Genomic DNA, 26248 nt, shown 5'->3' with positions numbered 1-26248 from the left:
TGTGCTGAATAGAACTAGGAGGTTGAGCGGATAGTAGGTGGCTGGCAGCTGATATCCGAAAGCTGATATAAAAATGATTTTAAAAGCAGAACATCTGATCAAAAAATACAGGCAACGCGTCGTTGTGAACGACGTGTCGTTTGAGGTGTCTCAAGGGGAAATCGTGGGTTTACTGGGCCCGAATGGGGCAGGGAAAACGACGTCTTTTTATATGATTGTAGGGCTCATTAAACCCAATGAGGGTCATGTATACCTGGACGGTCAAGAGATCACCGAAGATCCCATGTACCGCCGGGCGCAAAAAGGCATCGGTTACCTGGCGCAGGAAGCATCGGTATTCCGGAAACTTTCTGTAGAAAACAACATCATGGCGGTGTTGGAAATTCACTATAAGGACAAAGCGTTGCGACAGGAGAAGTTGGAGGAATTGCTGGCGGAATTCAGCCTGAATCGCGTGCGGAAAAATCGGGGCGACCTGCTGTCGGGTGGAGAACGCCGGCGTACGGAAATCGCCCGCGCCTTGGCTGCCAATCCGCATTTCATTCTATTAGACGAACCGTTTGCGGGAGTGGACCCCATTGCCGTGGAAGAAATCCAAACCATTGTTTCCAAGCTCAAACATCGGAATATCGGTATCCTGATTACAGACCATAACGTGCAGGAGACCCTATCGATCACTGACCGGGCTTATCTCTTAACCGAAGGTAAAATCATGTTAGCAGGCACGCCGGAGGAAATAGCCGACAATGAAATGGCCCGGAAATTCTATCTAGGTCGTAATTTTGAACTACGTCGAAAGAAACTTTAACTAGCCTTCGGTAATCAACTTCGGCGATCCGCATTCAGCTAAAGCCGAAAGCTTGATCGCCGATCGCCTAAAGCTGATATATAACAATGGCCATCATCAATTCGATATTCACATGGATCATGAAAAAGCGCATCCACCAGATTGAGCTATTCATGAAATACCCGCATGAAGTGCAGGAGGAGTGGTTTCAAAGTCTTATTTCTACAGCTGAAGCAACTGAATGGGGCAAGAAATACGATTACAATTCCATCCTTACACCGGAGACGTATAAAGAACGTGTGCCGCTGCAAGATTACAATAGCTTGAAGCCTTATATCGACCGGATGATTAAAGGCGAGCAAAATATCCTTTGGCCATCTGATATTAAATGGTTCGCCAAATCGTCCGGTACTACCGCAGACCGCAGCAAGTTTATTCCCGTAAGTGAGGAGGCGCTGGAAGACTGCCACTTTCAGGGCGGGAAAGATATGCTGACCGTATATTGCCACAATCGCCCCAATACCAAAATCTTAACGGGAAAATCGGTGGTATTGGGGGGAAGCTCCCAAATTAACAGTTTCAACTCTGATTCCTATTATGGAGACCTTTCCTCCATCATCATCCGGAACCTTCCTTTTTGGGCGGAATTTCATCGGACTCCGGATGTCGAAACGACCCTCAATCCAAATTTTGAGGAAAAAATCGAAAATGTGGCGCAACTTACGATCCACGAAAACGTAACAAACCTCTCCGGAGTGCCGACGTGGAACGTGGTGCTGTCCAAGCGTATTCTGGAGATTACAGGTAAAGATCATCTGTTGGAGGTGTGGCCCAATCTTGAATTTTATAGTCATGGTGGTGTCAGCTTTAAACCCTACCGCGAACAATTCCGGAAACTCATCCCTTCGGATCGGATGTACTATTTAGAAAACTACAATGCTTCAGAGGGATATTTTGCACTTCAGGACCAGTCGGATGCTGACGATCTATTGCTTATGCTTGATTATGGTATCTATTACGAGTTTCTGCCGATCGAGAATTTGCATGACGCGCACCCTAAGACGCTGGGATTGCATGAGGTGGAATTGGGTAAAAACTATGCGCTTGTCATTTCCACCAATGCAGGGCTTTGGCGATACCTGATTGGGGATACTGTCAAGTTTGTTAATTTGCACCCGTATCGCATTCAGATCACCGGTCGCACCAAACAATTTATCAATACGTTTGGTGAGGAAGTAATCGTAGACAATGCGGATGAAGCCTTGAAGCAGGCATGTGCCGAAACCGGGGCTTCTGTCCGCGACTATACGGCAGGCCCCGTGTATTTCAACGACGGAGAAGCCGGAGCACATGAGTGGATTATTGAGTTTGAAGAGCAGCCTGTCGACGTTGATAAATTCTGTAAGATACTGGACGCTACGCTACGCGAAATCAACTCGGATTATGATGCAAAGCGGTTTAATAATCTGGCTTTGCGGTTTCCGATCGTCCATATTGCTCCTGAGGGTACGTTTTACCGTTGGATGAAATCGCGAGGTAAGCTGGGGGGGCAAAATAAAGTGCCCAGACTGGCCAATGATCGAACGTATCTGGAAGATGTTTTGAAATTGATCGGCTGATTAGAAGACCGGGGTGTTTTTATACGGAAATTGGGTGAAAAGTAGAGAAGGTTAGTAATAAAGAAAGCTGGGTTTTTAATTGTATTTTTGCATTCGAGCAGCCAATTTTTAAACGTTTATTACAACGGAATGAAATTGTTAGGGGATAAAGAGCTGGTAGCATTGCAACGGCGTGTCGCTTATTATCGAGACACCACAGCTTATCGCCGTATCTTCCTGTACTTCTATCCGAAAGCACTCCATTTCTGCCTTAACTACCTTAAGAATCGACAGCTGGCAGAAGAGGCGGTCTCTGACGTCATGATGAATTTGTGGTTGTTAGGGAAAAAGCTAGCCAACGTAAAGAACCTGAACGTCTATCTTTTTTCGGCCTTGCGGAATAAGGCATTGGATTACCTTGAGCGAGATAAAAAATACCGTTTTCAGTCAGAACTGACGCCTGACATTGTCTCTGATCTTAAATCGCCCGAAGAAGCGATGATTGCTACAGAGACAGTCGGAGCGATTGTTGCTGCGATAGACTCACTCCCTCCTAAATGCAAAGCGGTATTCACGTTGGTACGTGAACTGCGTTGCAGTTATCGCGAAGCTGGCGAAATCCTCGGTATATCAGAAAACACCGTAAACCGGCATATTCAACTAGCGATTGGTCATCTCAATAAGGTGTTAAAAGTATAAATTTTTCTTGTTGTCACTCAGTGGTTTGCGAGGAATTTTATTTTTTTTGAGCATCACATTGGCGAATTTGTGGAGCAAAGCCGTCTTTGCAAGAGCGTCTCACGACAACACGATATCATGAACCCAGATATAAATCGTTTTGAATGGCTGCTGAATAAGCAGATGGAGGGAATGGCTTCGAAAAGCGAAAAAGCAGAATTGGAACAATTAATCGAAGGCGACGAGCAGAAGCGCTTAGTCTATCGCGCGTGTCTGGAAGATACGTATCGCAATGAATCACAGGCCGACGCCGCCTTTCATCGACATTGGGCGCAGATGCGTGAAATGGGATATGCAGACAACGTTGCGCCCGCATTTCGAAGGCAAGTGGCGATCCGTAGCATGGTACAGGTGGGAGCTGCCGCTTTGGTGATTTTTTGTTTGGGCTGGCTGCTTTGGCTGACCGTTTACCGCGATGGGATGAAAGAGATTACCACCGAGTATGGGCAGCGAAAGCGTGTGGAATTGCCGGATGGCTCTGTTGTGTGGCTAAATGGGGGAAGCAAGCTAATGTATGGAGTTACGTTTAACGTCGAAGACCGGAAAGTCACGTTTCATGGAGAAGGATATTTCGAAATTAAGAAAGATCCGAGCCGCCCTTTTGTGATTGATGCCGGAGACGCTACCGTCAAAGTACTGGGGACTATTTTTAACTTACGAGCATACAAAGAAGAGGAGCGGGTGGAGACCTCGCTCATTGAGGGACAGGTAGAACTCACGGTGACGTCATCTTCGAGCGCTCCGATTTTACTTACCCCCGGAAAAAAGCTGTCGGTTTTTAAGGATGAAAGAAATCTTCCCGAACTACCCGATAAGTTGCAGGAAATTGCGCTGGAGAATAGAGAGGTGGCTGTCTTGACCGAGATTCGGACCGCCGACGGCGAAACTGAGGTGAATGACGTGCTCTGGAAAGAGAATAAATTGGTCTTTGATGGCGATAACCTCGATTTGATCGCGTCAAAGCTCCAAAAGTGGTACAGCGTAGAGGTTTCTGTTGCCGACACGGCGTTGCGCAAATTGAAGTTCAGTGGCATCTTTGAAGATATGAGTCTGGATGCCGTTTTGCAGGCGCTGACACGCACGGGAACGCTTCAGTATCGGATCAGCGACGACACCGTATTGTTCTTGCCAAACGAAGCCAATTAGCCATTATGATTTTAAACCCTTAAAAAGTATATGCCAATGATTTGAATGAAGACTTAAAAGCGGAAAGAAGTGGAACGACTTGTTCCACTTCTCGGATGAATTGTTAACCCCTTAGCACAGCGCCCTGAGAAAGTGAAGTGCTAACGATTTTACAACCAATTTGAACAAAAATATGAATTTTCTCATACTTCGTATGGGATGGCGGTATCACGCGATCCTAAAACTACTATTCATGACAAAATTGACGCTCTTTTTCCTGGCCATGTTGACCTTCCAGACACAGGCGTTTGAAAGTTTTGCGCAGGCAAAAGTGTCGATCAAGATGCGCAATGTCACCGTCAAAGATCTGATCAAGGAAATCGAGCGGCAAACCGATCTCCATTTTGTGTATAACGACGATGCGATCAGTGGACACATTGTTAAAGATATTGCGGCGAACAATCTTGAGTGGAGCCATCTGCTGGCACCTGTGCTGCAGCAAGGCGGATTATCTTTTGAAAAATTAGAGGGAAACATGGTAGTGATCAAAACCGAAGATAAGCCAATACGTAAAGTACAGCACGTAATTAAAGGGAGTGTAGTGACCGCAACCGGCCAGCCCTTGTCCGGCGTGAGCATCGTAGAGAAAGGGACAACCAACGGAATTTCCACCGATGAGGGCGGGGCATTTACGCTTTCGGTTTCTGATGCCAATGCTACGCTTGTATTTTCGATCATCGGCTATGTGACCCAAGAACTTATTCCCTCATCCAGTGCCGTGCGGATTGTGATGGAAGAAGACCTTTCTGCCTTGGAAGAAGTAGTGGTCGTAGGTTATGGTACACGGCGCAAGGCCAACTTGACGGGTGCGGTGAGCGTAGTCAATATGGACGAGGTACTGGCCGACCGGCCGGTCAGCAACACGGCGCAAGCCCTACAGGGTGCGATTCCCGGATTGCAGATTACCACCGATTCCGGGCAACCAGGCACCGGGTCTGGCATCAACATCCGGGGCTTTACATCCATTAATGGTGGAGACCCGCTGGTCTTGGTAGACAACGTGCCGATGAACATGAACGACGTTAATCCCAAAGATATAGCTACGGTGAATGTGCTGAAGGATGCATCTGCGGCATCCATTTATGGAGCGAGAGCTGCTTTCGGTGTGATCCTCATCACCACCAAACGGGGTGCACGCAACCAGCCACTGAAGTTCGATTATTCGGTAAATCTGACAAAGACAGGACCAAGTACGCTGCCCGAAAAGACGACACCGCTGCAATTTGTGCAGGCATTGAGTGACTTTGGCACGACATCCTATTGGGCGGGTCAGGATGTACCTACATGGTTGGATCTTATGCAGCACTACCAGCAAAATCCCACTTCCTTTCCTACGGGAATGGAAAATGTGGATGGAACCAATTATCCACTGGCGCAGTCGGATATCTACGGTGAACTTTTTACCGGTGGAGGCGAACAGTTGCATAACCTTTCGGTGAGCGGAGGCTCCGAAAAATCGAATTTCCGGATTTCGCTGGGATATGCCGATGAAGATGGTATCATGGCGACCAACGCTGATGCGCTGAAGCGTTATAACCTGAATACCTACATCAATACCTCGCTGTCTTCCAAACTTACAGCGGGCGTAAATGTGTTTTATAACAACCAAACACGGCACGTGCCGGTGGATTATGAAGGGCTCTTTTACAATGCCATCACTTTTGGTCCGTATGCTAATACGGGTTATGGTGAAGCCCCCGATGGCAGTATTTTGCCTTATTACACACCGAATAACATGATCCGTATCGAACCGTATCGGGTAGAGGCGGGTGATAATCTGCGGCTGTTCGGGCAACTGGAGTACAATGTAATCGAGGGGTTAAAAATCACGGGTGAATATACATTCGATAAAAAGAACGTCAACAACACCACGCAGTTGAATGTAAACCGCTACATCAATCCGCTGAATTTCTCAATCGGGTACGAAAACACGAATTCACAGTATCAACGTGTACGTGGCTCTACGGATTACCATGCGCTTAATCTCTATGCACAGTATACAAAATCGCTGGGCGGTGATCACCACGTCGAATTGATGGTAGGTACGAACCAAGAGTCGAGTAAACAAAACAGCATTGAAGTAAGCCGCTATGATATCATCAGTCCTGGCGTACCGTCTATATCGGGTAGTACAGGTGTGCTGAATGGGGGCGATGCATTCAACGAATTTGCGGTATCCGGATATTTCGGCCGGTTCAACTACAATTATAAAGACCGCTATCTTTTTGAGGCCACCGGCCGTTTTGACGGGTCATCGCGCTTTGCCGAGGGCGATCGGTTTGGATTTTTTCCATCCTTTTCAGCGGGCTGGAACATCAGCGAAGAAGCGTTTATGAACGACCTGCGCAGTCGGATCAATCTATTGAAACTCCGCGGATCCTATGGACAGATCGGTAATCAGGTGGTGCTTATCCGAGGTACGAATGATCAGGATTATTATCCGTATCTACCCGGTTCCCGACCGCAAAACGGCCCTTGGATTGACCCGGTTACCAACATCCGGTACGTCACGCTGCCTGCGCCAGGATTGGTAAGCGCGAGTTTTACCTGGGAGCGCGTCAAAACACTTAATGTTGGATTAGATGTGGGGCTGCTGCAGGGACGGCTAAATGGGTCGGTAGATTGGTTCCGGCGGAGTACGCTGGCTATGCTTGCCGATGCCGCCGAGCTGCCTGCCGTGCTGGGCGCACCGGCCCCGCTGCAAAACGTGGCCGACCTGAAATCCGAAGGTTGGGAGCTGGAACTCGCCTGGAAAGACCAGTTTCGGGATTTCAATTATTCGCTGGGATTTAACATTTCCGATAACAATGCGTATATCACACGTTTCAACAACGAGGGAGGGCTTTTATCCATCGGTGGAAATGGCCAACTGACCAATTACTACGAAGGTCAGCGGATCAACGACATCTGGGGTTACGTGACCCAAGGCTATTTTACCGTGGATGACTTTGAACCGGGTACCTTAAATGATAATTTACAGGGTGGTACACTGAAACCAGGCATCGCCCCCTATCGTGGGGTGCCGCAGAATCCGGGAGATATCCGGTATGAGGACCTTGACGGAGATGGAACGATATTCACCGGTGTAAATACACTGGAAAACCCGGGCGACCGTAAAGTAATCGGCAATTCAACCCGGCGGTACCAATATGGTATCAATGGAAACGCATCTTACAAAGGATTCGATCTTTCGTTCTTCTTGGTTGGGGTCGGCAAACGGGATTTATGGATCAGCAATCAGGTGTTCTGGCCGTATATGAGCCAGTTCGCAGGTATATTCGTTCACCAGCTGGATTATTGGACGCCCGATCGTACCAATGCTTATTACCCGCGGTCGTATGCGAATGCGTCTGGTAACACCGGCACCAGCCGTAATGTGCAGACCAAATATCTGTCAAGCGGGGCTTATCTTCGGCTGAAAAATATCAGCCTTGGTTATTCCCTTCCAACGCGGTGGATGGACCGTATCGGCATCGGCAAGGCACGTGTATTTGTGACCGGCGAAAACCTATTCACCTGGGATGACCTTCCCGACGGGTTGGATGCCGAAGCCCGGAATTTAGGCACGGGTGGTATTTATCCGTTTCTTAGAAAGTACAGCATCGGCCTAAATGCATCGTTTTAGTAGCGGAGGGATTCTTATAACGTTAATTTGAAAATCATGAACAAATATATGGCATCATTCTCCTTGATAGTCTTCCTGTGGATGTTTGGGGGGTGCGTGAAACTTGAAGTATTACCGAAGGATCAATTGATCGAGGAAAGCATTTTTGGGAGCTACGATGGATTTAAAACCTATGCTTGGCAGTTTTACGAAGTATTTACCGGTTACAATAATACGAGTAAGTTGGATCGGGATGTGCACAGCGACTTGTTTCTGGAAGCCAACCCCAATGCTGAATCCACGTGGATCTGGCAACGGCGGGTTGTGCCCACTGCGTCAGACGATTATACCAAACCTTATGAGCGAATCCGGGAAGTAAATATGTTGATTGCCAATGTGGATAACGGCATACTGAGTGAAGCCGAAGCGAGTCACTGGCGGAGCGTGGGGTATTTTTTCCGAGCCTGCAATTATGCTGAATTGCTCAACCGTTACGGCGGGGTACCATACATCGACCGCGTACTCACGGATGCCGATACGGAAGCGCTGATGGCGCCGCGGAACACACGGGATGAGGTGGCTCAGCACATACTGGAAGATTTGCAGTTTGCTGAAGCGAATATCAATCCGGAAGGCGATGGAGCTAATACCGTTAATGTGCACGTAGTCCGGGCGCAAATTTCACGGTTCGGACTGATGGAAGGAACTTGGCGGAAGTATCACGGCCTGGCGAATGCAGAGACCTATCTAGAGGCAAGCCTAGCTGCCTCCGCACGGTTAGCAACGGATTTTCCGGTGCTCAACAGCAACTATGACCTGGATTTCAACAGTGAATCTTTGGCGGGTGTACCGGGCATATTGCTTTACAAGCAGTACGTGTTGAACCAGATCACGCATAACTTATCTACCCGTAACCGTAACTCTTCGGGTCGGCACGACCTAACTAAAAAGGCGGTCGACCTGTTTCTGATGACCGATGGCAAAACCCGATTCACAAGCGACCTGTTCGAAGGTGACAAATCTCCGTACGACGAATTCAGGAACCGCGACCGGCGGCTGTATTACGTTGTGCCACCACCGTATTTTGTGAACACCAATGCTCCAAGTTTAGATTTTACATATACGGACAATCCGCAGGATACCTCCTATTTTGGGTTGATGACATCTATTTCAGATGGCCAACACAAAGCCTTGCCTTCCCGAAACTGGAACCGTTTTGTCGTGCGAGGAGAGCCCCACTATGTGGATTACAACCTCGGACAGCCGTACAACGTGACTTATACAGGCTATCGGTTTTATAAGTATTACAATCAGCAAGTCACCGATGCGCAGGGTCAGGATATTTCCGATGCGCCCATCTTCCGGATGGGGGAGGTATTGGCCAACTATGCGGAGGCGGCTTACGAATTAGGCCGGTTTGACCAAAACATCGCCGATATCACGATGAATAAACTCCGCGAACGCGGTGGTGTGCTGGCACTAGACGTGATGGATATACCTGACGACCCGACCCGTGATCCAACCGTTACCCCATTGCTTTGGGAGATCCGGCGGGAGCGGGCTGTGGAACTCATCGGTGAAGGATTCCGGTTGGACGACCTGCGCAGGTGGAAGAAGTTGGATTATACAGTAGCGCGCAAGCTAGGCAGGTGGTTGCGGAAAGGTGTCGATGTGCCAGTCAGCGCAACTATCCCGATTTTGGATGGAGCCACAGAAGGCTACATCGCTTATGAAGGGGTGCCACCAACTCCTTATCTTGACTATTATTATTTGGACCCCATTCCATCCAATCAGCTCGTGTTAAATCCGAACATCGAACAGAATGAGGGGTGGGAATAATTTTGTAAGTTTGATATGATTATAAATTGATTTGATTCGATGATGAAGAAACGACTATTCCTGAATGCAGTGGCATTATTGGCATTTCTGTCGGTTGCCGCGCAGACAGTACCCCCGAAACCCAATATCGTATTTATCCTCGCCGATGACCTTGGCTATGGCGATGTGGGATGCTATGGACAGGAGAAAATAGAAACACCCCATATTGACCGTTTAGCTGGCGAAGGGATGCGGTTTATGCAGTTTTATGCAGGTACTACCGTATGTGCCCCGTCACGATCGTCGCTGCTTACGGGTCAGCATACCGGCCATACCTTCATCCGCGGCAACAAGGAAATCCAGCCCGAGGGTCAGTACCCACTTGCCGATTCAGTGCAGACATTCGCCCAATTGTTACAGCGAGGCGGATACCGTACCGGAGCCTTTGGAAAGTGGGGATTGGGCATGGTGGGCACGTCCGGTGCGCCGGACAAGAAGGGGTTTGATCGGTTTTTCGGTTACAATTGCCAGCGGCAGTCGCACCGCTACTATCCGACGCATCTGTGGGACAATGATCGCAGGGTCGTACTGGAAGGGAACGGGCTTCTTCATAAAGCGGTTTATGCGCCGCAGCTGATTCAGCAGCAGGCGCTGAAGTTTATCGAGAAAAACAAAGACCGAGCTTTCTTTGCCTTTATACCGGTTGTGTTGCCGCATGCCGAATTGCAGGGACCGGATGACCAATATTACAAGGAGTATGCGGGGCGCTTTGAAGAACACCCGCACAAGGGGCAGGATTACGGCCGGGACGCTAGTGTCGGCGGATATGCCTCGGTTGAAGATCCACGAGCTACATTTGCTGGTATGGTAAGCCGGTTGGATGCATATGTGGGCGAAGTGTTGGCCAAGCTGGATGAGTTGGGTTTATCTGAAAATACGCTCGTCATCTTCAGCAGTGACAACGGTCCTCACAAGGAGGGTGGAGCAGATCCCGACTTTTTCAATAGTGGCGGTGGCTTTAGGGGATACAAGCGGGATCTCTATGAGGGCGGAATCCGGGTGCCGTTTATCGTCCGCTGGCCCGGAAAGGTGACCGCCGGTTCGCAGTCCGATTTTAACGGTGCCTTTTGGGACATCATGCCTACTTTGGTGGATGTTGCAGGATTGGATCGCCCGCATTATACCGATGGGTTGTCTTTTTTGCCTACGTTATTGGGAAATGCAAACCAGCAGGTACAGCATCCGTATCTGTATTGGGAGTTTCATGAATTGGGAGGTAGGCAGGCCATTCGGTCAGGTAAGTGGAAGGCTATCCGGCTCAATGCATTGACTGCCGATCCGTCTACCGAACTATACGACCTGGAAAAAGACCCCGGAGAGACCACAGATTTAGCAACCCAGCATCCGGATGTAGTCGCTCAATTGGAAGGGTACATGGATCGTTCGCATCGGGAAAGTGAGGTATTTCCCTTTAAAGACCGTGTGACGGACTAAGTGAACGGGCACCGAGTGTATAGACAAACGAATCGGTGCCCGCTTCTTTGGAAATTGAACATACCTGTTTTCATCAATTGTTTAAAAGAAAAAAGCTATTTTTGGATGGAAGCTTTTAATTATGTCTCCATCGCATCAGCCATACAATGAACAGGACTTACTTCTTAAGCTACGCGAGGGGGATGAGCTGGCCTTTGAGGCAATCTATCAGAAACATAGCCTCGCAATCTATGCTAACATTTTGCGTATGGTACGCGATGAAGCTGCGGCAAGTGACTTACTCCAAGAGGTGTTTCTGAAAATTTGGGAAAACCGGCAACAAATTGATCCAGCTAAATCGTTCAAAGGCTACTTATTTACCTGTTCAAGGTTTCTCGTATTGAATTTTCTGCGTCATGTCTCGATTGAAAAGCAGGTGGAAAACTACCTTTCCCACACGCGATCGGAGGCTTATGAGCATATTGAAGAAGGCGTTTTCAATAAGGAGACGGAGGGGTTTCTTTATAAGACCATCGCGCAACTGCCTCCGCAACGGCAGAAGGTATACACACTATGCAAGATCGACGGAATGAGCTACGAGCAGGTAGCGGTGTTGTTAGGAATCTCTACGACCACGGTTCAAGACCACATTGTCAAAGCAAACCGGTTTATTAAAGATCGCATGTCTGGCACGCAAACCGCGATCTTAGTGGCGATGATTGGCGCTCAATTGCTATACGGGAAATTTTTCTGATTTTTTTTTCATAGACAACCCACCTTGCGATTGCCTGAAGGTTATTTATAAGAAAAGGCAATCTTGGAAAAACGGGAAGAGATTTTTAGACTTATCCAGCGCTATCGGCAGGGAATCGCGACCGAAGAGGAAGTGCGGCATTTGTTACATCAGATCCAGTCTGGGGTAAATTCCGACGTTATTGAAACGGCCATTTCAGCAGGATTGTTGGATGAGCCTTCCGATTGGATGAAGCAATCTGCGGATACGCGTCAGAAGTTAGATGTACTTTTTGAACAAATGATGCAGCGTCGCGTTGCCGATGTCAAAACTTTATCCAGTCCTCGCGCGATTGTACATGCTATTCGTAAGTGGCTCCCGATATCTGCGGCAGCTGTGGCCCTCATTGCGTTAACCATCGGTTGGATTTATTTTATGAATCAATCTCAACCAATTCCCAAAGATATCGAACCGGGTGGCAACCGGGCCACCCTTACACTTGGAGATGGTCAAATTATTGAATTAAGCGAAGCGCAGGAGGGGATTGTTGTTGGAGAAGAAGTTAGGTATTTGGACGGCACTAACGTATCTGCGACCCGATATGCGGCGCAAGAAAGTGGGCCGAATGAATACCCCATGTCGCTGTCCACTCCTCAGCGGGGCACTTACCAGATCACCCTGCCAGATGGTACAAGGGTATGGCTCAATGCGGCATCCACTTTGAGATATCCCGTTCGATTTAACAGCCAAGAACGAGTAGTGGAGCTGGCAGGTGAAGCCTATTTCGAAGTACGGAATAGCGAAGCGTGGCCGTTTAAGGTTGTAAGCGAAAGTCAAACTATCGAGGTACTCGGAACCTCTTTCAATGTAAACGCCTATCCCGATGAAAAAGCGATGGCCACGACCTTGGTCAGTGGGTCATTGCGCGTCACATTGGAGGGCTTATCGGACTCCCAAACGACTTCGGTTGTCCTTAAACCCGGCGAGGTAGCGATACATGCGGCGGGGCAACTAGAAAAGCGTTCGGGTGACCTGGCTGCGTCAACGGCTTGGAAGGAAGGGTATTTTGTATTTAACAACGCGACGATGGAAACCATCGCCGCCCAAATTGGACGCTGGTATGGTATTGAAGTGGATTGCATAGACTTGCCGCATCAGACATTCTCAGCTGAAATACCCCGCAGCGTGAAATTATCAACCTTGTTGAAATTGATTGAGTCGACGAGCGATCTCCATTGCGAACTAATTTATAATCCCGATAATCCAAACGAAGAAAGGAGGCTAATGATTACCAAATAAACCTGATTTAATGCGCTAGTTGTACAGAAAAGCGGGAAGTGCCGCAAACACTCCCCGAGAATGCCAAGTGCAGCTGGATGAAAGGAATAACTCATCTTTTTTTTACACTTAACCCTTCAAAGTTATGAATTCAATTTGTATTCATCAACTATGCGATTTCGTGCGGCTTATTCAAGTCACGACCCAACGAGTTTTAACAAAAAAGACCGTTTTAATTATGAAATTAGCATACTTTTTCGTTGCTATGATCGTGTTGCAGACACATGCCACATCGTACGGGCAGACGGTCAGCATCTCCGTTGTCAACGTGCCACTTAAGACCGCGTTGCAACAGGTAAAAGCACAAAGCGGATATGCATTTTTTTTCAATGATGAATTACTAAAAAAGACCAAACCGGTATCACTGCATGTTTCGGATGTACCGGTCAAGGAAGTGCTTGATCAGCTGTTTGCGGGGCAACCCGTGGATTACCAACTGATCGATAACATCATCAGCGTGCTGCCAAAAAGAGAGCTATCGAAACTAAAAACAGATGCAATGATAGGGCAACTGTACGTTTCGGGAACCGTTCGAGATGAGCGTGACAGTGCGCTTGCAGGAGTCAGTATTCATGTATTCGGTGGGAGCGGCGGTACTATTACCGATGGCGACGGTCAATTTAAACTAGAAGTACCTGATTTGATGGCAACCCTTATTTTTTCATTTGTTGGTTACCAAACACAAGAAGTAAACCTAGTAGGCCGAATGCAGCTGTCAATCCATATGGTACCCGAGGAAAACCAATTGGATGAAGTGGTGGTAGGCTATGCGGTACAGAAAAGAGAAAACGTTACAGGCGCGGTAGATGTTATTTCCAATAAGCAACTTCAAAACCGGCAATCGCCGACGGTTTCACAGTTACTTCAGGGACAATCTCCAGGCCTTTCGTTTTCAGCCAGCAACAGTGGCTTTAATCCCGGCGCGGAGTTGAGTATAGATATCCGCGGTGTCGGCTCATTGAATGGCGGAGCTCCGTTGGTCGTGATCGACGGTATCCCGGGTGATATGAATCGGCTCAATCCACAGGATATTGAATCCATATCGGTATTGAAAGATGCGGCCGCATCCGCCATCTACGGGGCTAGGGCACCTTATGGCGTGATTCTCATCACCACGAAATCGGGTGCAAAAGATGAAACCATCAGCATTTCTTATTCGGGTAACGTGACACACGCTACTCCTCAGCGGTTACCGGAAATGCTTGACTCGTACACATATGCGCGGGTCATGAATGAAGCTGGCGTAAACGGCGGTGGCAGAGTTCATACCAACGCCGTTGTAGATCGAATTATTGCTTTTCAAAGGGGCGATATAGACTACATCAAACAATTTACGATTCCTGAAGCCACCTTTTTTGAAACGGTTCCGTTGACCAATGGAACGTGGGGGTTCAATCAAAATTCCAATGCAGATTACGATTGGTTTGACGAATATTATGGAAACAGCCTCAATCAACAACATAATATTTCGGTTCAAGGAGGTTCCAAGTCAACTTCCTATTACTTTTCGGCCGGACGATTTGATCAAGGCAGTGTATTGAATTATGGCACCGATACCTATAACCGGACAAACCTTATGGGAAAAATAAGCACATCACTGACGAAGTGGTGGGATTTTACGTACCAACCCCGATTTATGAAGAGCATCCGGATGGCTCCGAATGTACAGGGCGGAGAAGACTACTCGATCATTTTTCACCAGATTGCTAGAACGAGGCCTAATTCGGCTAAGTACGATGGATACGGTAATCTGATGGTTACTTCCTCAAAAATTCCCTGGGTGAATGATGCCGGAACGAATAGCAATGAGATCACGGAAAATATCCACAATTTTGCGACCGTTATACGACCGCTCCGTGGTTGGGACATCAATATGGACTTTGCATATCGGGCGGTTGACGTATTTGGAACGAGGCGCAGTCTTACTGTTTATGAACACGATGTCAACAACATGCCCTATGCAGATGCGCAGACAACGCCAAACTGGATCCAGCAAAACCACCAAAGTGCCAATTATTGGACGTACAATCTGTATACCTCGTATCGTTTCACGCTCGACAACAGACATAATTTTACGATACTAGGTGGATACCAAGCAGAATTAAATAGACAAAAATCATTAACTGTCAGGAAAAGCAACCTGCTGGTTCAAGATGTTCTATCGCTGGAAACCGCTATCGGGGATCCTACAGCTACAGAAAGTCTTACGCATTGGGCTACTGAGGGATATTTTGGTAGGCTTACTTATAATTTTGAGGGGAAGTATTTGGCGGAATTCAACGTAAGGTATGATGGGACGTCCAGGTTCCGTTTTGCTAACCGATGGGGCACATTCCCTTCCTTGGCTGTCGGATGGAATATTCATAAAGAGTCTTTTTGGACGGGAGTGGATAACGTAATCAATTCTTTCAAATTGAGAGGCTCATGGGGCGCCTTAGGTAATCAGAATGTTTCTCCTTATCAGGACCTCAATCTCATCCCTTTGCAATCCACTCCGCTCAATTGGATTTTCGGTTATGGGCAAAGCAGACCTATCGGCTACGCAGCTACCCCTTTATTGGTGAGCCCTGATTTGAGGTGGGAGACCGCAACTACCCGGAACATCGGAGCGGATATTTCTTTTCTGTCTGATAGACTTCAGGGGACGTTTGACTGGTTTGACCGTGTGACAACGGATATGATAGGGCCTGCGGAAGCACAACCGGGAGTGTTGGGTGCAGCGCTGCCGCAAGCCAATAACTCGACCTTAAAAACAAAAGGATGGGAATTGTCCGTCCGTTGGAATCATCAGGTGAATGAACGGTTCTCGTATTTCGCCAATGCCACCTTGTACGATAGTCGTATGTTTGTTACCAAATATCTCAATCCTACCGGATTGTTATCCACTTGGTATAACGGCAAAGAACAAGGTGAAATATGGGGTTACACTGCTTACGACCTGTTCCGTACAAACGCGGAGGCCGAGAGCTACGCCGCGAATGCGGATCTCGACCGGATTTGGGGAGGAGCATGGCGTGCCGGTGATCTCAAATATGAAGATTTAAACGGCGATGGCGCGGTAAATAACGGTGCTAATACACTGGCCGATCACGGCGACTACCGGATTATCGGAAATTCGACACCGCGATATCAATTTGGCCTTTCAGCAGGCGCCACTTTTGGGGGATTTGACTTTTCAATTCTATTGAAAGGAACTGCCAAACGCGACTTGTTTTTTGGTGCCGATGAGAATGTTTTTTGGGGATTTGTCCAAAATGCTACGCAATCTTCTCCTTTTATTAATCACCTAGACTATTTCAGGGGTGAAGAGGGGGATGTGTATACGGGGTTGAATGAAGGCGTAACAAACATCAATACAGACGCATACTGGCCGCGCCCTTACCTCAATGCCGAGGGAGCAAAAAATAAGGCTCCTTCCACGCGATATCTTCAAAGTGGTGCTTATCTGCGGATACAGAACGTGCAATTTGGATATCACCTGCCGAGTAGAATTGCGTCGAAACTTCACCTGCAAACTGTGAGAATGTATTTGTCGGGTGAAAATCTCTTTACGTTTACCAACCTAAGTCCGGCAATCGACCCCGTTGCTTTAGATGGCAATTGGGGAGCTGGTAAGACCTATGGTGCAGATCGTATGCTGTCTTTTGGGCTTACGATAACCTATTAACATACCTGTAAATGAACTGTCATGAAGAAGTTTAATCTGTTGATAATCGCATTTTTCGCGGTGTTTTCTTATTCCTGCGATAATTTTCTGGATCGTCCGCCGTTGGATGCTATCTCCACGGATAGTTATTGGAATTCATCAAGCGACTTAGAGAAATATGTTTTACAATATTATCCGTTGCTACCCCAACATGGAAACGGAATGCCATTTGAGGATGCTAATTCGGACAATATGATCCGTTTGACACCCAACAACGTCATGAATGGAGTCCGGGGTATCGTGGCCGGTAATTGGATAAGTCAATGGTCAAATATTCGTAGTATCAATGTGTTTTTCGATAATTACACGAAGGTAAAGGATGGATTTGAGACATACCGGCATGTCCTCGGTGAAGCGCATTTTTTTAAAGCATGGTTTTATTTTGATCTCTTAAAGCGTTATGGAGACCTTCCTTGGTACAACCATGCATTGGAACCTGGCTCGCCTGAATTGCTTAATCCGCGTGATCCCAGAACGTTGATTGCTGATTCTATTTTGGCGCAATTGGACAAAGCAATTGCCTACTTAAACCCCCGTTCATCGGCGGGAAATTTCAGGCTGAATAAAGAAGCCGCACTTGCATTCAAGACGCGTGTAGCGCTATACGAAGGTACTTGGCAAAAGTATCACGCTGGCACTCCTTTTGGAACGGTTGGCAGCCAGCCAGAAAAATACTTCCAACAATGCGTCGATGCCGCCGAGGAGCTTATGCAGGGTGATTACACACGTGGCCTCTATAACACGGGAAACCCGGAGAGCGACTACTTTACCCTTTTTGGAATGGATAATATGTCTTCAGTGGACGAAGTCTTGCTCTACAGGGTCGCCAACTCCAGTGAATCAATGGGAAGCGGAGTACAGTTTTATACTACGGCTAGTACCTATGGGATGGGGGTAACCTGGTCGCTGGTGTCTTCCTATTTGAGTAAGAATGGGACGCCGTTGGACTACCTGAGCTTTGCGGATGAAAACAAGGGAAATGATTTTCTGAACGTGCTGAAAGAACAGGCCGATAATCGTCTGCATGCGACGGTGTGGTTTCCGGGTGATCTGCGCGTAGCGGCTACTGCGGAGTTGTTTGACAAGCCGTGGATAGATCGTGGTGGCAATGAACTTTGTCCGACGGGATTTCAGGTGAAAAAATGTGCTAATCCTTACTCTTCTGCAGCGGGCTTGACCGATGGCGGCAACAATAACAGTGAAACGGGTTATATCATATTCCGGTATGGAGAAGTGCTGCTTAACTATGCTGAGGCCTCCTATGAACTGGACAAAACGATCCAATATGATGCATTGAATTTATTGCGGCACCGGGCGGGTATGCCTGATTTCAGGTCCATAACCCAAATGGATGATCCGAACCGCCAGGATTACGGTTATGCGATTGACAATGCATTGTATGAAATCAGAAGGGAGCGGCGGGTGGAATTGGCGTTGGAAGGATACCGTGCGGACGACTACATGCGGTGGGCGGCGCATACATTATTTCGAGGAACGAGACCGTTAGGATACCCGTTTAATGCTGCGGAATTTCCGGCGCTTCCGGTGCCTAGACTAAATCAAGATGGGCTCATTGACTATTTTCGCGATCAGATACCCGATGGATTCGGATTCAGGGAAGATCAGGATTACTTAAACCCCATTCCTCAGGATGAGTTGACAAATAACCCCAACCTCGTTCAGAATCCGGGTTGGTAATCACATAAAAACGTAATGACAATGGAAAAGAAAATAATAGATTCGAGAAGGGATTTTATAAAAAAAGTAACAATTGCAGCGTCGAGTATGGCCGGTATATCTGCAACCGCAGGTGCAGCCGTTAACACTGCGGAACGAGGTGCGGCCGATACGAAAGGACATCGTTACGACCTACTGGTTTACGGAGGAACTTCGGGTGGCATCATTGCAGCTTATACCGCTAAGAAATATGGGTTGAGCGTCTTGCTTATCGAGCCAGGGAGACATTTAGGAGGATTATCTTCCGGTGGTTTGGGGGCAACTGATACAGGAGGAAAGGAACATGTTATCGTTGGGTTAGCGGATGATTTTTACCAACGGGTTGGTCGATACTATGGAAAGGAAGAACCTGTTTACCGCTTCGAACCTCATGTTGCAGAATCCATCTTCAATAGCTACGTGAATGAAGCAGAGTTGGACGTTCTATACTCGCGCCGGGTAAAAAGAGTGCATGTTAATGGCACAAAGATCGAAAGGGTAGAACTAGAAAGTTCCTCCAATCCTTCCGAAGTTCAATCCATCCTGGCGACGCACTTTATTGATGCTTCGTATGAAGGCGATCTGATGGCCAAAGCCGGTGTTACGTACACAGTAGGTCGGGAGAGTAACGAAATCTATAATGAAAAATATAATGGTATTGTGCTTTCCCGTCTTGCTGGTTCTTACAACGGTCCCGTAAAAAGAACAAGCGAGTGGCCTGTCGCGGTAGACCCCTATATGATTCCGGGTAAACCTTCCAGCGGCCTGTTGCCTGAAATCAATGACATTGCCCATCGACCGGACGGACAAGGTGACAAAAGCGTGCAATCTTACTGTTTCCGGTTATGTATGACACAACAGAAGGAAAATCAACTACCGATTGCGGAACCAACTAATTATTCGCCGGATCGGTACGAACTGCTTGTCAGATTGCTAAGGAAAAGACCATGGAAACAGTTGGGTAAGGGCAATGGATTTATTATTAGTCCGATGCCTAACGGAAAGACAGATTGGAATAATTACGGGCTGGCCGGATTTTCATCCAATTACACAGGCAAAAGTCATGACTATCCCGATGCCAACTACGATGAACGCAAAAGAATATGGAACGACCATATCGATTATCAAAAAGGATTGCTATGGTTCATTGCGTCGGATAGTCGCGTGCCAGCACATTTGCGTGAAGAAATGAAAACCTGGGGATACTGTAGAGATGAGTTTTTGGATACCGACGGTTGGCCACACCAGTTATACATTCGCGAAGCCCGCCGGATGGTCGGCGAGTTTGTGATGACGGAGCATGAATGTGTAGGCCATCGTCCCGTGGCCGATGGCGTTGTGTATGGCGCATATGCATTAGACGGCCATACCTGCAACCGCATCGTCGTTGACGGACGGGTTGAAAATGAAGGGAATTACTACATCACGGGTTTTGAACCCTATCTGATTTCCTATCGATCGTTATTGCCCAAGCGTGGGGAAATCACCAACCTATTGGTTCCCGTTTGCCTATCAGCTTCCCATGCCTCTTTTGGTTCGATCCGGATGGAACCCGTTTTTATGGGGCTGGGGCAAGCAGCGGGTATTGCGGTCTTCCTTGCCGAAAAAAGCCAGCAGGCACTCCATGACCTGGATGCAGCGGCGATAAGGAGTGAGTTATCTGAAAAATCATTTGTCAAATGATAGGAAATTGTAATTTTACGGATATGTATGGTAGATGCCTAGTTCTAGCTTTTTTTCTTTTGCCGTGTTTGCTGGCGGCTGCCCAAGATACGCGAAAGCCCAACGTGTTGTTCATCATATCCGACGACCTCACTACAACGGCCCTTTCTTGCTATGAAAATCAGGCTGGACACACGCCCCATATCGACCAGCTGGCTGCTGAAGGGATCCGCTTTACACGGGGATACACCCAGTTCCCGGTGTGCGGACCCTCACGGGCGTCGCTTCTGTTTGGGTATTATCCCCATGCCACCGAAACATTCGGGTATGTGAGTGGTCGGGAAAAGGTGGGGGCCACACGCAAATCGTGGCCCCAATTGTTCAAAGATAACGGCTATTATACGGCGCGGGTCAGCAAAATTTATCACATGGGCATTCCCGGAGACATCGAGAAAGGGTCGGATGGTACAGACGATCCAGCTTCGTGGACGGAATCGTTTAATAGTCAGGCTGCGGAATGGCGAGCTCCGGGTGAGGCTGAACTGGTGCAGAATAACCCGTACGGCGCCATCGAGCGGAAAGGTGGAAATGTGATGACCCTTGTCAAAGCCGATGGCGATGACCTGGTGCACGCCGACGGCAAGACCGCAGAAAAGGCAAGCGAACTCATCCGGAAGCATAAACATGAGCCTTTTTTTCTCGCAGTGGGGTTTGTGAGGCCTCATGTTCCATTTGTAGCACCCAAAGCCTATTTCAAACCCTATCCGCACGATCAAATGGTGCTGCCACCACAGGTGGCCAACGATTGGGACGACATCCCCGAGCCGGGCATTAACTATGTCAACAGCCTGAACGCCCAAATGTCACAGGAGCAGGAAAAAAAGGCGATAGCCGGTTATTACGCCGCCGTTTCTTTTATGGATGCGCAGGTAGGCAAGGTGCTCCAAACACTGCGGGAAGAAGGGCTTGAAGAAAACACGATTGTAATTTTTACATCCGACCACGGTTTTCACCTCGGCGAGCACCGCTTCTGGATGAAGGTAAGCCTTAAAGAAGAATCGGCGAGAGTGCCTTTGATCATCAAAGTGCCCGGAAAAAAGCCAGCAGTGTGCAACTCGTTGGTAGAATTGCTGGATCTGTACCCTACGGTGGCTGAATTGGCCGGGTTGACAGCTTCGCCGAATTTACAAGGGAAAAGTTTGGTCGATATACTGGATCACCCACAACTGGAGGTGCGCCCTTACGCATTTTCGGTTTCGAAATGGAGAAATACGTTTTCATTTCTGATCCGATCGCATAAGTGGGCCTTTATTCAATACGGCGAAGACGGATCGGATGGAGTGGAACTATTCGATATGGAATACGATGAAAAGCAGTTTAACAATCTCGCGCTGAATCCCCGTTATGAGCCTGTTGTCAGACGGTTCCAGGCTATGCTGGGTGAGAAACTGAAGGATGTACGCGCAAATGACTTAGGTATCGAATATAAAAATAAAGACGAATGAAGGTAAGACAGTTTTGGCTATTGCTGCAAGGTCTGTTACTCGGATGTGTTGGATCAACCGCTGTGGCGCAGCATCGAGAAGGAGATCGGCCCAACATCATTTTTATCATGAGCGATGATCATGCCTTTCAGGCGATCAGTGCATACGGCGGCGGATTGAATCAGACGCCGAATATCGATCGGCTTGCGAAGGAAGGTGCCATTTTTACGCGCGGCTTCGTAACCAACTCGATCTGTGCCCCGAGCCGGGCGGTGATGTTGACTGGCAAACATAGTTTTGTCAATGGGAAGGTAGACAACCGCATGCGCTTCGACTGGAATCAGGACAATTTTCCGAAGCAACTCCAACGCAACGGATACCAGACCGCTATGATCGGGAAAATCCACCTGGATGGACTGCCGCAAGGATTCGACTACTCGATGGTACTTCCTGGTCAGGGCTTTTACTATAATCCTGATTTCCTCATCAACGGCGAGCGTAAACGTATTGAGGGGTATTGCACAGAGATCATCACCGATGCGGCGTTGGATTGGTTGCAGGACCAACGGGACCCAACGAAACCGTTTTGTTTATTTTATCACCAAAAGGCACCGCATCGCAATTGGCAGCCTGCACCCCGGTATTTAACGCTGTATGACGATACCACGTTTGCACCGCCAGCCACCTATTTTGACGATTATGCAGGTAGGGGCACAGCCGCCAAGGAACAGGAGATGGAAGTAGCTGGACATGCCCGGTGGGGACACGATTTCAAATTGCTCGTGGACCCCGATGGGAAACCAACCGGTTTTGATAAACAGCTTGCACGCATGACTGAAGAGCAACGGAAGCAGTGGATGAATGCATACGAGCCCAAAAATCAGGCATTTTTAAAGGCAAAGCTGACCGGAAAAGACCTTGCCGAGTGGAAGTATAATCGGTACATCAAGGATTACCTGCGGACCGTCCGCTCGGTAGACGACGGTGTAGGTGAGTTGCTGGACTACCTCGACAAGACAGGCCTTTCGGAAAATACCATTGTGATCTATACCTCGGATCAAGGGTTTTACCTGGGTGAACATGGATGGTTTGATAAGCGGTTTATGTACGAGGAATCGTTTCGGACACCGTTATTGATGCGGTACCCGAACGAAATCAAGCCAGGCACGCGGATTGACGAATTGGTGCAGAACCTGGACTTTGCGCCCACACTATTGGACTATGCCGGCGTACGGATCCCGGGGGACATGCAAGGTGAGTCATTCCGGGATCTGGCGAGCGGAAGGTCACACCGTTGGCGGGATGCGATTTATTACACTTATTACGAGTATCCAGCGGAACATGCGGTGAAACGGCACTACGGCATACGTACAGAACGGTACAAACTCATTCATTTTTATTACGATATCGATGAGTGGGAATTGTATGACCTGATGAAGGATCCACAAGAAATGCATAATGTGTACAACGATCCTGCTTATCAATCGGTTAAAAAGAAGATGCACCGCAAACTGACTCGTATACGGAAGAAATATGGTGATTCGGATGAAAATGACCAACGGTTTCTTCACGCATATCTGAATCAATAACTATATCCAATTCCATACGTGGCGAAAACACGTCGCGCGGCGTTCGCCTCATTCGCGTAAACCAGTTTGATGCCGATATCGAAATTGGGCAGGTAGAAACGTAACAAGTTCATATCAGACCGTAGTTCAAGGCCAAACGTACGGGGTCGGAATGCATTTCCGGCACGTACATTTTGGAAGTCAGCAAAAAAGCCGCCCTTGAATCGTTTGACGTAAGCCAACGGTCCGAGGGCCCAATCGGGGTAAGCGATGGGGAACCGATAGCTGAAAAGCAGTGTATTATCTACCGGGACGGGCCGGAGTTGGTCATATCCGCTTACGAGTGGAATATCATTTGCCTGGGCATACGTGCCGCTGCGCTGCTGGTAGTTGAAGCGCGCAAGAAATGAATGGTTGCGCCAAACGCCGGGAAAATAGAATGCCGTACGTAGCGACAGGTGTTTGCCCGCTATCCGGCCATCGAATGGGAAATGTCGATAGGTGACGCTGAAATTCTGACCCCAACGAGGCCCCAGATCGAGCGAGCTTTGCCGCACATTGTGGTTAAAATAGATTTGATAGTGCAGGGGAAATTGAATACGGTCGATAAACCGATCCTGAAACTTCGGCTCGTTGAGTCCATAACGCCGCGTGTAGGAAGTCGCGGCACTGATCCCGGTGGTAAAGACGTGATTGAGCTGGTAGAATACGAGGGGAATATCCATCTTCAGCGTGGTTGCATGTTCCCGCCACCGTAGTCCGATTAGGCTTTCCATTCCCTGGTCGGTTATCCGGGCTGCACTCACCTGCCCACGGTTACGGTACTCCAATGATAACTTGGGGAATAGCTGCTGATAGGAAATCGATGCAAGGTATTCGCTACTGTGCACATCGCCGTCGTACGTGTAGCCTAAGCGGAGCTGTGTGGTGTTCAGGAGGTCATCCGATAACCAATAGATTCCGGGATTGATATTGCCCAGATTGTCAAAATTTCCATTGTCTACGGATAAACTGTGGAAGTTGATCAGATTTTTTAGTCGTTTATAAGGTTTTGACGGCCATATTTTCCCTTCGGACGTATCTGAAGTCATCAATATGTTTTTTTTGCTGAGAGGGGGGTTAAAATGGCTTATCGGCAAATCGCTGGATTTCAGGTGGCTGATCCGGTATCCGTTGATCTGGTATTCGTTGAACCAGATTTGTCCGGTTTTACGATCAAACCACGGGTTAAACGCACCGTACCGAACGTTGGTGCGTTGTCGAATAATACCCTTCGCAGTGTCCAATGAATAGATATTGTCAATGCCGTTGTAATGTGCCTTGAATAAAATGTGACCATTGGCATACATGGGACGTTCGATTTGTTGCGCTTGTCCGCTCAGTAGGGTGCGGTATATGCCTGTTGAAAGGTTTAATTCGATCAGGGCAGCACCCTGATTGGAAATGCCTGTAGCGATGACTTTATCGCCTGTATCGTCAAACGCGGGTGTCTGCAACAGGATGTTTCCGGGCGTTGGGAAACGGGTAATCAACGCGCCGGTTTCGGTATCCAACAGATCGAGGCTTATTTGGCCGGCTTCGTCAATTGCGACCGCAACAACCTGTGATTGGTTGGGGCGCAATATGGGGGAGAAATAGCGGCTTTTGTGTGAAAGTTGACGATAGGTGTGTGTGCGCATATCATATAGATTGATGACATTGTACACCCGCTTCCCGTAGCGGGAATCACGCCGTATTTCATCCCATGCGAGCACCCCCCGTGCATAGGAAAAATTAGGCTCGGTTTGGCGACCGGTTTTTACGACTTCGGTCTGCTTGCCGAGCGAGTCTATGACAACGATCGCGGGCACGTTTCGGACACTTTGATGCAAGGCCAAAAGCTGTCCGTCGGGAAGGGTGCGGGGCAGTAGCCAACTCTCCGGTTTGCCGGATTTCGGGGTGGGGAAAAGCGGGTAATCTAAGGGGTTGTTTTTGGCCAATTGTTCCTGCCATTTCTGGGTCAAATCCGTGCGGATTTTTTCATGCCATTCACGGGTATTATAGCCGGTGAATTTCTTCAGTGAATTACTGAAATTGTAAGGGCGGACGGGGAGCTTGGCCATGCGTGTCATCAGGCTGTCGACGATGGTTTCACCATACGCTTTTTCGAGCCCGGAAGTGAGGAAATATCCAAGTTCATAAAAGCCTGGGGTAACGTCTTTGAGCGACCCCAGGTAGTCCTTCTGATAACCGTATGTTTTTCCGTGAAGCAGGTTGGTGCGGAAAGGCATTTCCCACGAAGGCAGACGTCCGCGACCGGCAGCGGAGAGTGCGGTTTCGGAGACGACAGCATCGCCCTCAAAAAACCAGGAGGGAAGGGTAACGCCGTAGATGGCCAATGCCAGTTGTTCAAAAAATGGAGCCCGCAAGTATCCTGTCAATTTGTCAAACTGGACCACGTGCCTGAGCTCATGGATGGCAAGGTTATCCATCCATTCCTGGAAATCGCCCTGCTGTGGAGGGGTTGTATAAAACTCCGAACGGCGGGGGGCTAGTTGTACGTTTCCGTTGGATTCGACCGTTTGGTTCTGCAGAATGATGGAAATTTTGCGGGGCTCTTTGCTGAGTGTTTGACTGACGCGCTCGCGGAATATTTCCAGTCGGTTGGCCAATTTCTGAGCGCCATCTTCAAACGAAGCCGGGTAAATCAACTGAAAATTTTCGGTGTTGATTTGTCTCCATTTTACACTTGGGGGGTAGGGGTCGCCATTGAAAAACTGAGAAAATACCGTTGATGAACTTATGCATAATATTATTGATAATAAATATCTGATTATGAATTTGTAATATGTAAATTTA

At 48.2% G+C, this 26248-nt stretch carries 15 protein-coding genes; 14 read left to right on the top strand and 1 reads right to left on the bottom strand.

Annotated features, from left to right (window positions below):
- The first annotated feature begins 73 nt into the window (after positions 1-73).
- The 14 genes from lptB to BMZ56_RS04445 all read left to right on the top strand — a co-directional run bounded on the left by lptB (position 74) and on the right by BMZ56_RS04445 (position 23431).
- The gene (gene lptB, locus BMZ56_RS04510; RefSeq protein WP_090624748.1) at positions 74-808 is read left to right on the top strand and encodes an LPS export ABC transporter ATP-binding protein; all 735 of its coding nucleotides are present in this window, start codon (positions 74-76) and stop codon (positions 806-808) included.
- Positions 809-894: 86 nt separating this feature from the next.
- Positions 895-2406: a GH3 auxin-responsive promoter family protein gene (locus BMZ56_RS04505; RefSeq protein WP_090624746.1), complete on the top strand. Its 1512-nt coding sequence runs from the start codon at positions 895-897 to the stop codon at positions 2404-2406.
- A gap of 129 nt (positions 2407-2535) precedes the next feature.
- On the top strand, positions 2536-3084 hold the full coding sequence (locus BMZ56_RS04500) for an RNA polymerase sigma factor (protein ID WP_090624744.1): 549 nt from the start codon (positions 2536-2538) through the stop codon (positions 3082-3084).
- Between the two features lie 117 nt (positions 3085-3201).
- Entirely contained in the window at positions 3202-4269 is a 1068-nt protein-coding gene (locus BMZ56_RS04495; RefSeq protein WP_090624742.1) for a FecR family protein, read from the top strand.
- Between the two features lie 232 nt (positions 4270-4501).
- Positions 4502-7933: a SusC/RagA family TonB-linked outer membrane protein gene (locus BMZ56_RS04490; protein WP_177195027.1), complete on the top strand. Its 3432-nt coding sequence runs from the start codon at positions 4502-4504 to the stop codon at positions 7931-7933.
- 36 nt (positions 7934-7969) lie between these two features.
- Positions 7970-9751 (top strand): RagB/SusD family nutrient uptake outer membrane protein, encoded by a 1782-nt coding sequence (locus BMZ56_RS04485; protein ID WP_218146461.1) that lies wholly within the window; start codon positions 7970-7972, stop codon positions 9749-9751.
- Between the two features lie 39 nt (positions 9752-9790).
- A complete protein-coding gene (locus tag BMZ56_RS04480) occupies positions 9791-11224 on the top strand; it encodes an arylsulfatase (protein ID WP_218146460.1) in 1434 nt (477 codons plus the stop codon).
- Between the two features lie 121 nt (positions 11225-11345).
- A complete protein-coding gene (locus BMZ56_RS04475) occupies positions 11346-11957 on the top strand; it encodes an RNA polymerase sigma factor (RefSeq protein ID WP_090624735.1) in 612 nt (203 codons plus the stop codon).
- A gap of 63 nt (positions 11958-12020) precedes the next feature.
- Entirely contained in the window at positions 12021-13235 is a 1215-nt protein-coding gene (locus BMZ56_RS04470) for a FecR family protein (protein WP_090624733.1), read from the top strand.
- Positions 13236-13452: 217 nt separating this feature from the next.
- Entirely contained in the window at positions 13453-16941 is a 3489-nt protein-coding gene (locus BMZ56_RS04465) for a TonB-dependent receptor (RefSeq protein WP_177195026.1), read from the top strand.
- A 21-nt stretch (positions 16942-16962) separates the two neighbouring features.
- Positions 16963-18678 carry a RagB/SusD family nutrient uptake outer membrane protein gene (locus BMZ56_RS04460; RefSeq protein ID WP_090624729.1) on the top strand — a complete coding sequence of 572 codons (1716 nt, stop codon included), beginning with the start codon at positions 16963-16965 and terminating at the stop codon, positions 18676-18678.
- Positions 18679-18699: 21 nt separating this feature from the next.
- Positions 18700-20379, top strand: coding sequence for an FAD-dependent oxidoreductase (locus BMZ56_RS04455; protein WP_177195025.1), 1680 nt, complete (start codon positions 18700-18702; stop codon positions 20377-20379).
- Between the two features lie 107 nt (positions 20380-20486).
- Entirely contained in the window at positions 20487-21863 is a 1377-nt protein-coding gene (locus BMZ56_RS04450) for a sulfatase (protein ID WP_218146459.1), read from the top strand.
- A complete protein-coding gene (locus BMZ56_RS04445) occupies positions 21860-23431 on the top strand; it encodes a sulfatase family protein (RefSeq protein ID WP_090624724.1) in 1572 nt (523 codons plus the stop codon). The genes BMZ56_RS04450 and BMZ56_RS04445 overlap by 4 nt, the downstream gene beginning before the upstream one ends.
- Here the strand turns inward: BMZ56_RS04445 and BMZ56_RS04440 are convergent.
- Positions 23425-26100 carry a PQQ-binding-like beta-propeller repeat protein gene (locus tag BMZ56_RS04440; RefSeq protein WP_090624723.1) on the bottom strand — a complete coding sequence of 892 codons (2676 nt, stop codon included), beginning with the start codon at positions 26098-26100 and terminating at the stop codon, positions 23425-23427. The genes BMZ56_RS04445 and BMZ56_RS04440 overlap by 7 nt on opposite strands.
- Between the last annotated feature and the right edge of the window lie 148 nt (positions 26101-26248).

The sequence above is a fragment of the Parapedobacter indicus genome (genome assembly GCF_900113765.1).
Classification (GTDB): Bacteria; Bacteroidota; Bacteroidia; order Sphingobacteriales; family Sphingobacteriaceae; genus Parapedobacter; species Parapedobacter indicus.
The sequence above is the reverse complement of the archived record's forward strand: the minus strand, read 5'-3'. Positions and strand labels throughout refer to the sequence as shown.

Bases quoted from the DNA above. Each gene is read 5' to 3' on its own strand.
- lptB (WP_090624748.1), top strand. From the start codon at position 74: ATGATTTTAAAAGCAGAACATCTGATCAAAAAATACAGGCAACGCGTC.
- BMZ56_RS04505 (WP_090624746.1), top strand. From the start codon at position 895: ATGGCCATCATCAATTCGATATTCACATGGATCATGAAAAAGCGCATC.
- BMZ56_RS04500 (WP_090624744.1), top strand. From the start codon at position 2,536: ATGAAATTGTTAGGGGATAAAGAGCTGGTAGCATTGCAACGGCGTGTC.
- BMZ56_RS04495 (WP_090624742.1), top strand. From the start codon at position 3,202: ATGAACCCAGATATAAATCGTTTTGAATGGCTGCTGAATAAGCAGATG.
- BMZ56_RS04490 (WP_177195027.1), top strand. From the start codon at position 4,502: ATGACAAAATTGACGCTCTTTTTCCTGGCCATGTTGACCTTCCAGACA.
- BMZ56_RS04485 (WP_218146461.1), top strand. From the start codon at position 7,970: ATGAACAAATATATGGCATCATTCTCCTTGATAGTCTTCCTGTGGATG.
- BMZ56_RS04480 (WP_218146460.1), top strand. From the start codon at position 9,791: ATGATGAAGAAACGACTATTCCTGAATGCAGTGGCATTATTGGCATTT.
- BMZ56_RS04475 (WP_090624735.1), top strand. From the start codon at position 11,346: ATGTCTCCATCGCATCAGCCATACAATGAACAGGACTTACTTCTTAAG.
- BMZ56_RS04465 (WP_177195026.1), top strand. From the start codon at position 13,453: ATGAAATTAGCATACTTTTTCGTTGCTATGATCGTGTTGCAGACACAT.
- BMZ56_RS04460 (WP_090624729.1), top strand. From the start codon at position 16,963: ATGAAGAAGTTTAATCTGTTGATAATCGCATTTTTCGCGGTGTTTTCT.
- BMZ56_RS04455 (WP_177195025.1), top strand. From the start codon at position 18,700: ATGGAAAAGAAAATAATAGATTCGAGAAGGGATTTTATAAAAAAAGTA.
- BMZ56_RS04445 (WP_090624724.1), top strand. From the start codon at position 21,860: ATGAAGGTAAGACAGTTTTGGCTATTGCTGCAAGGTCTGTTACTCGGA.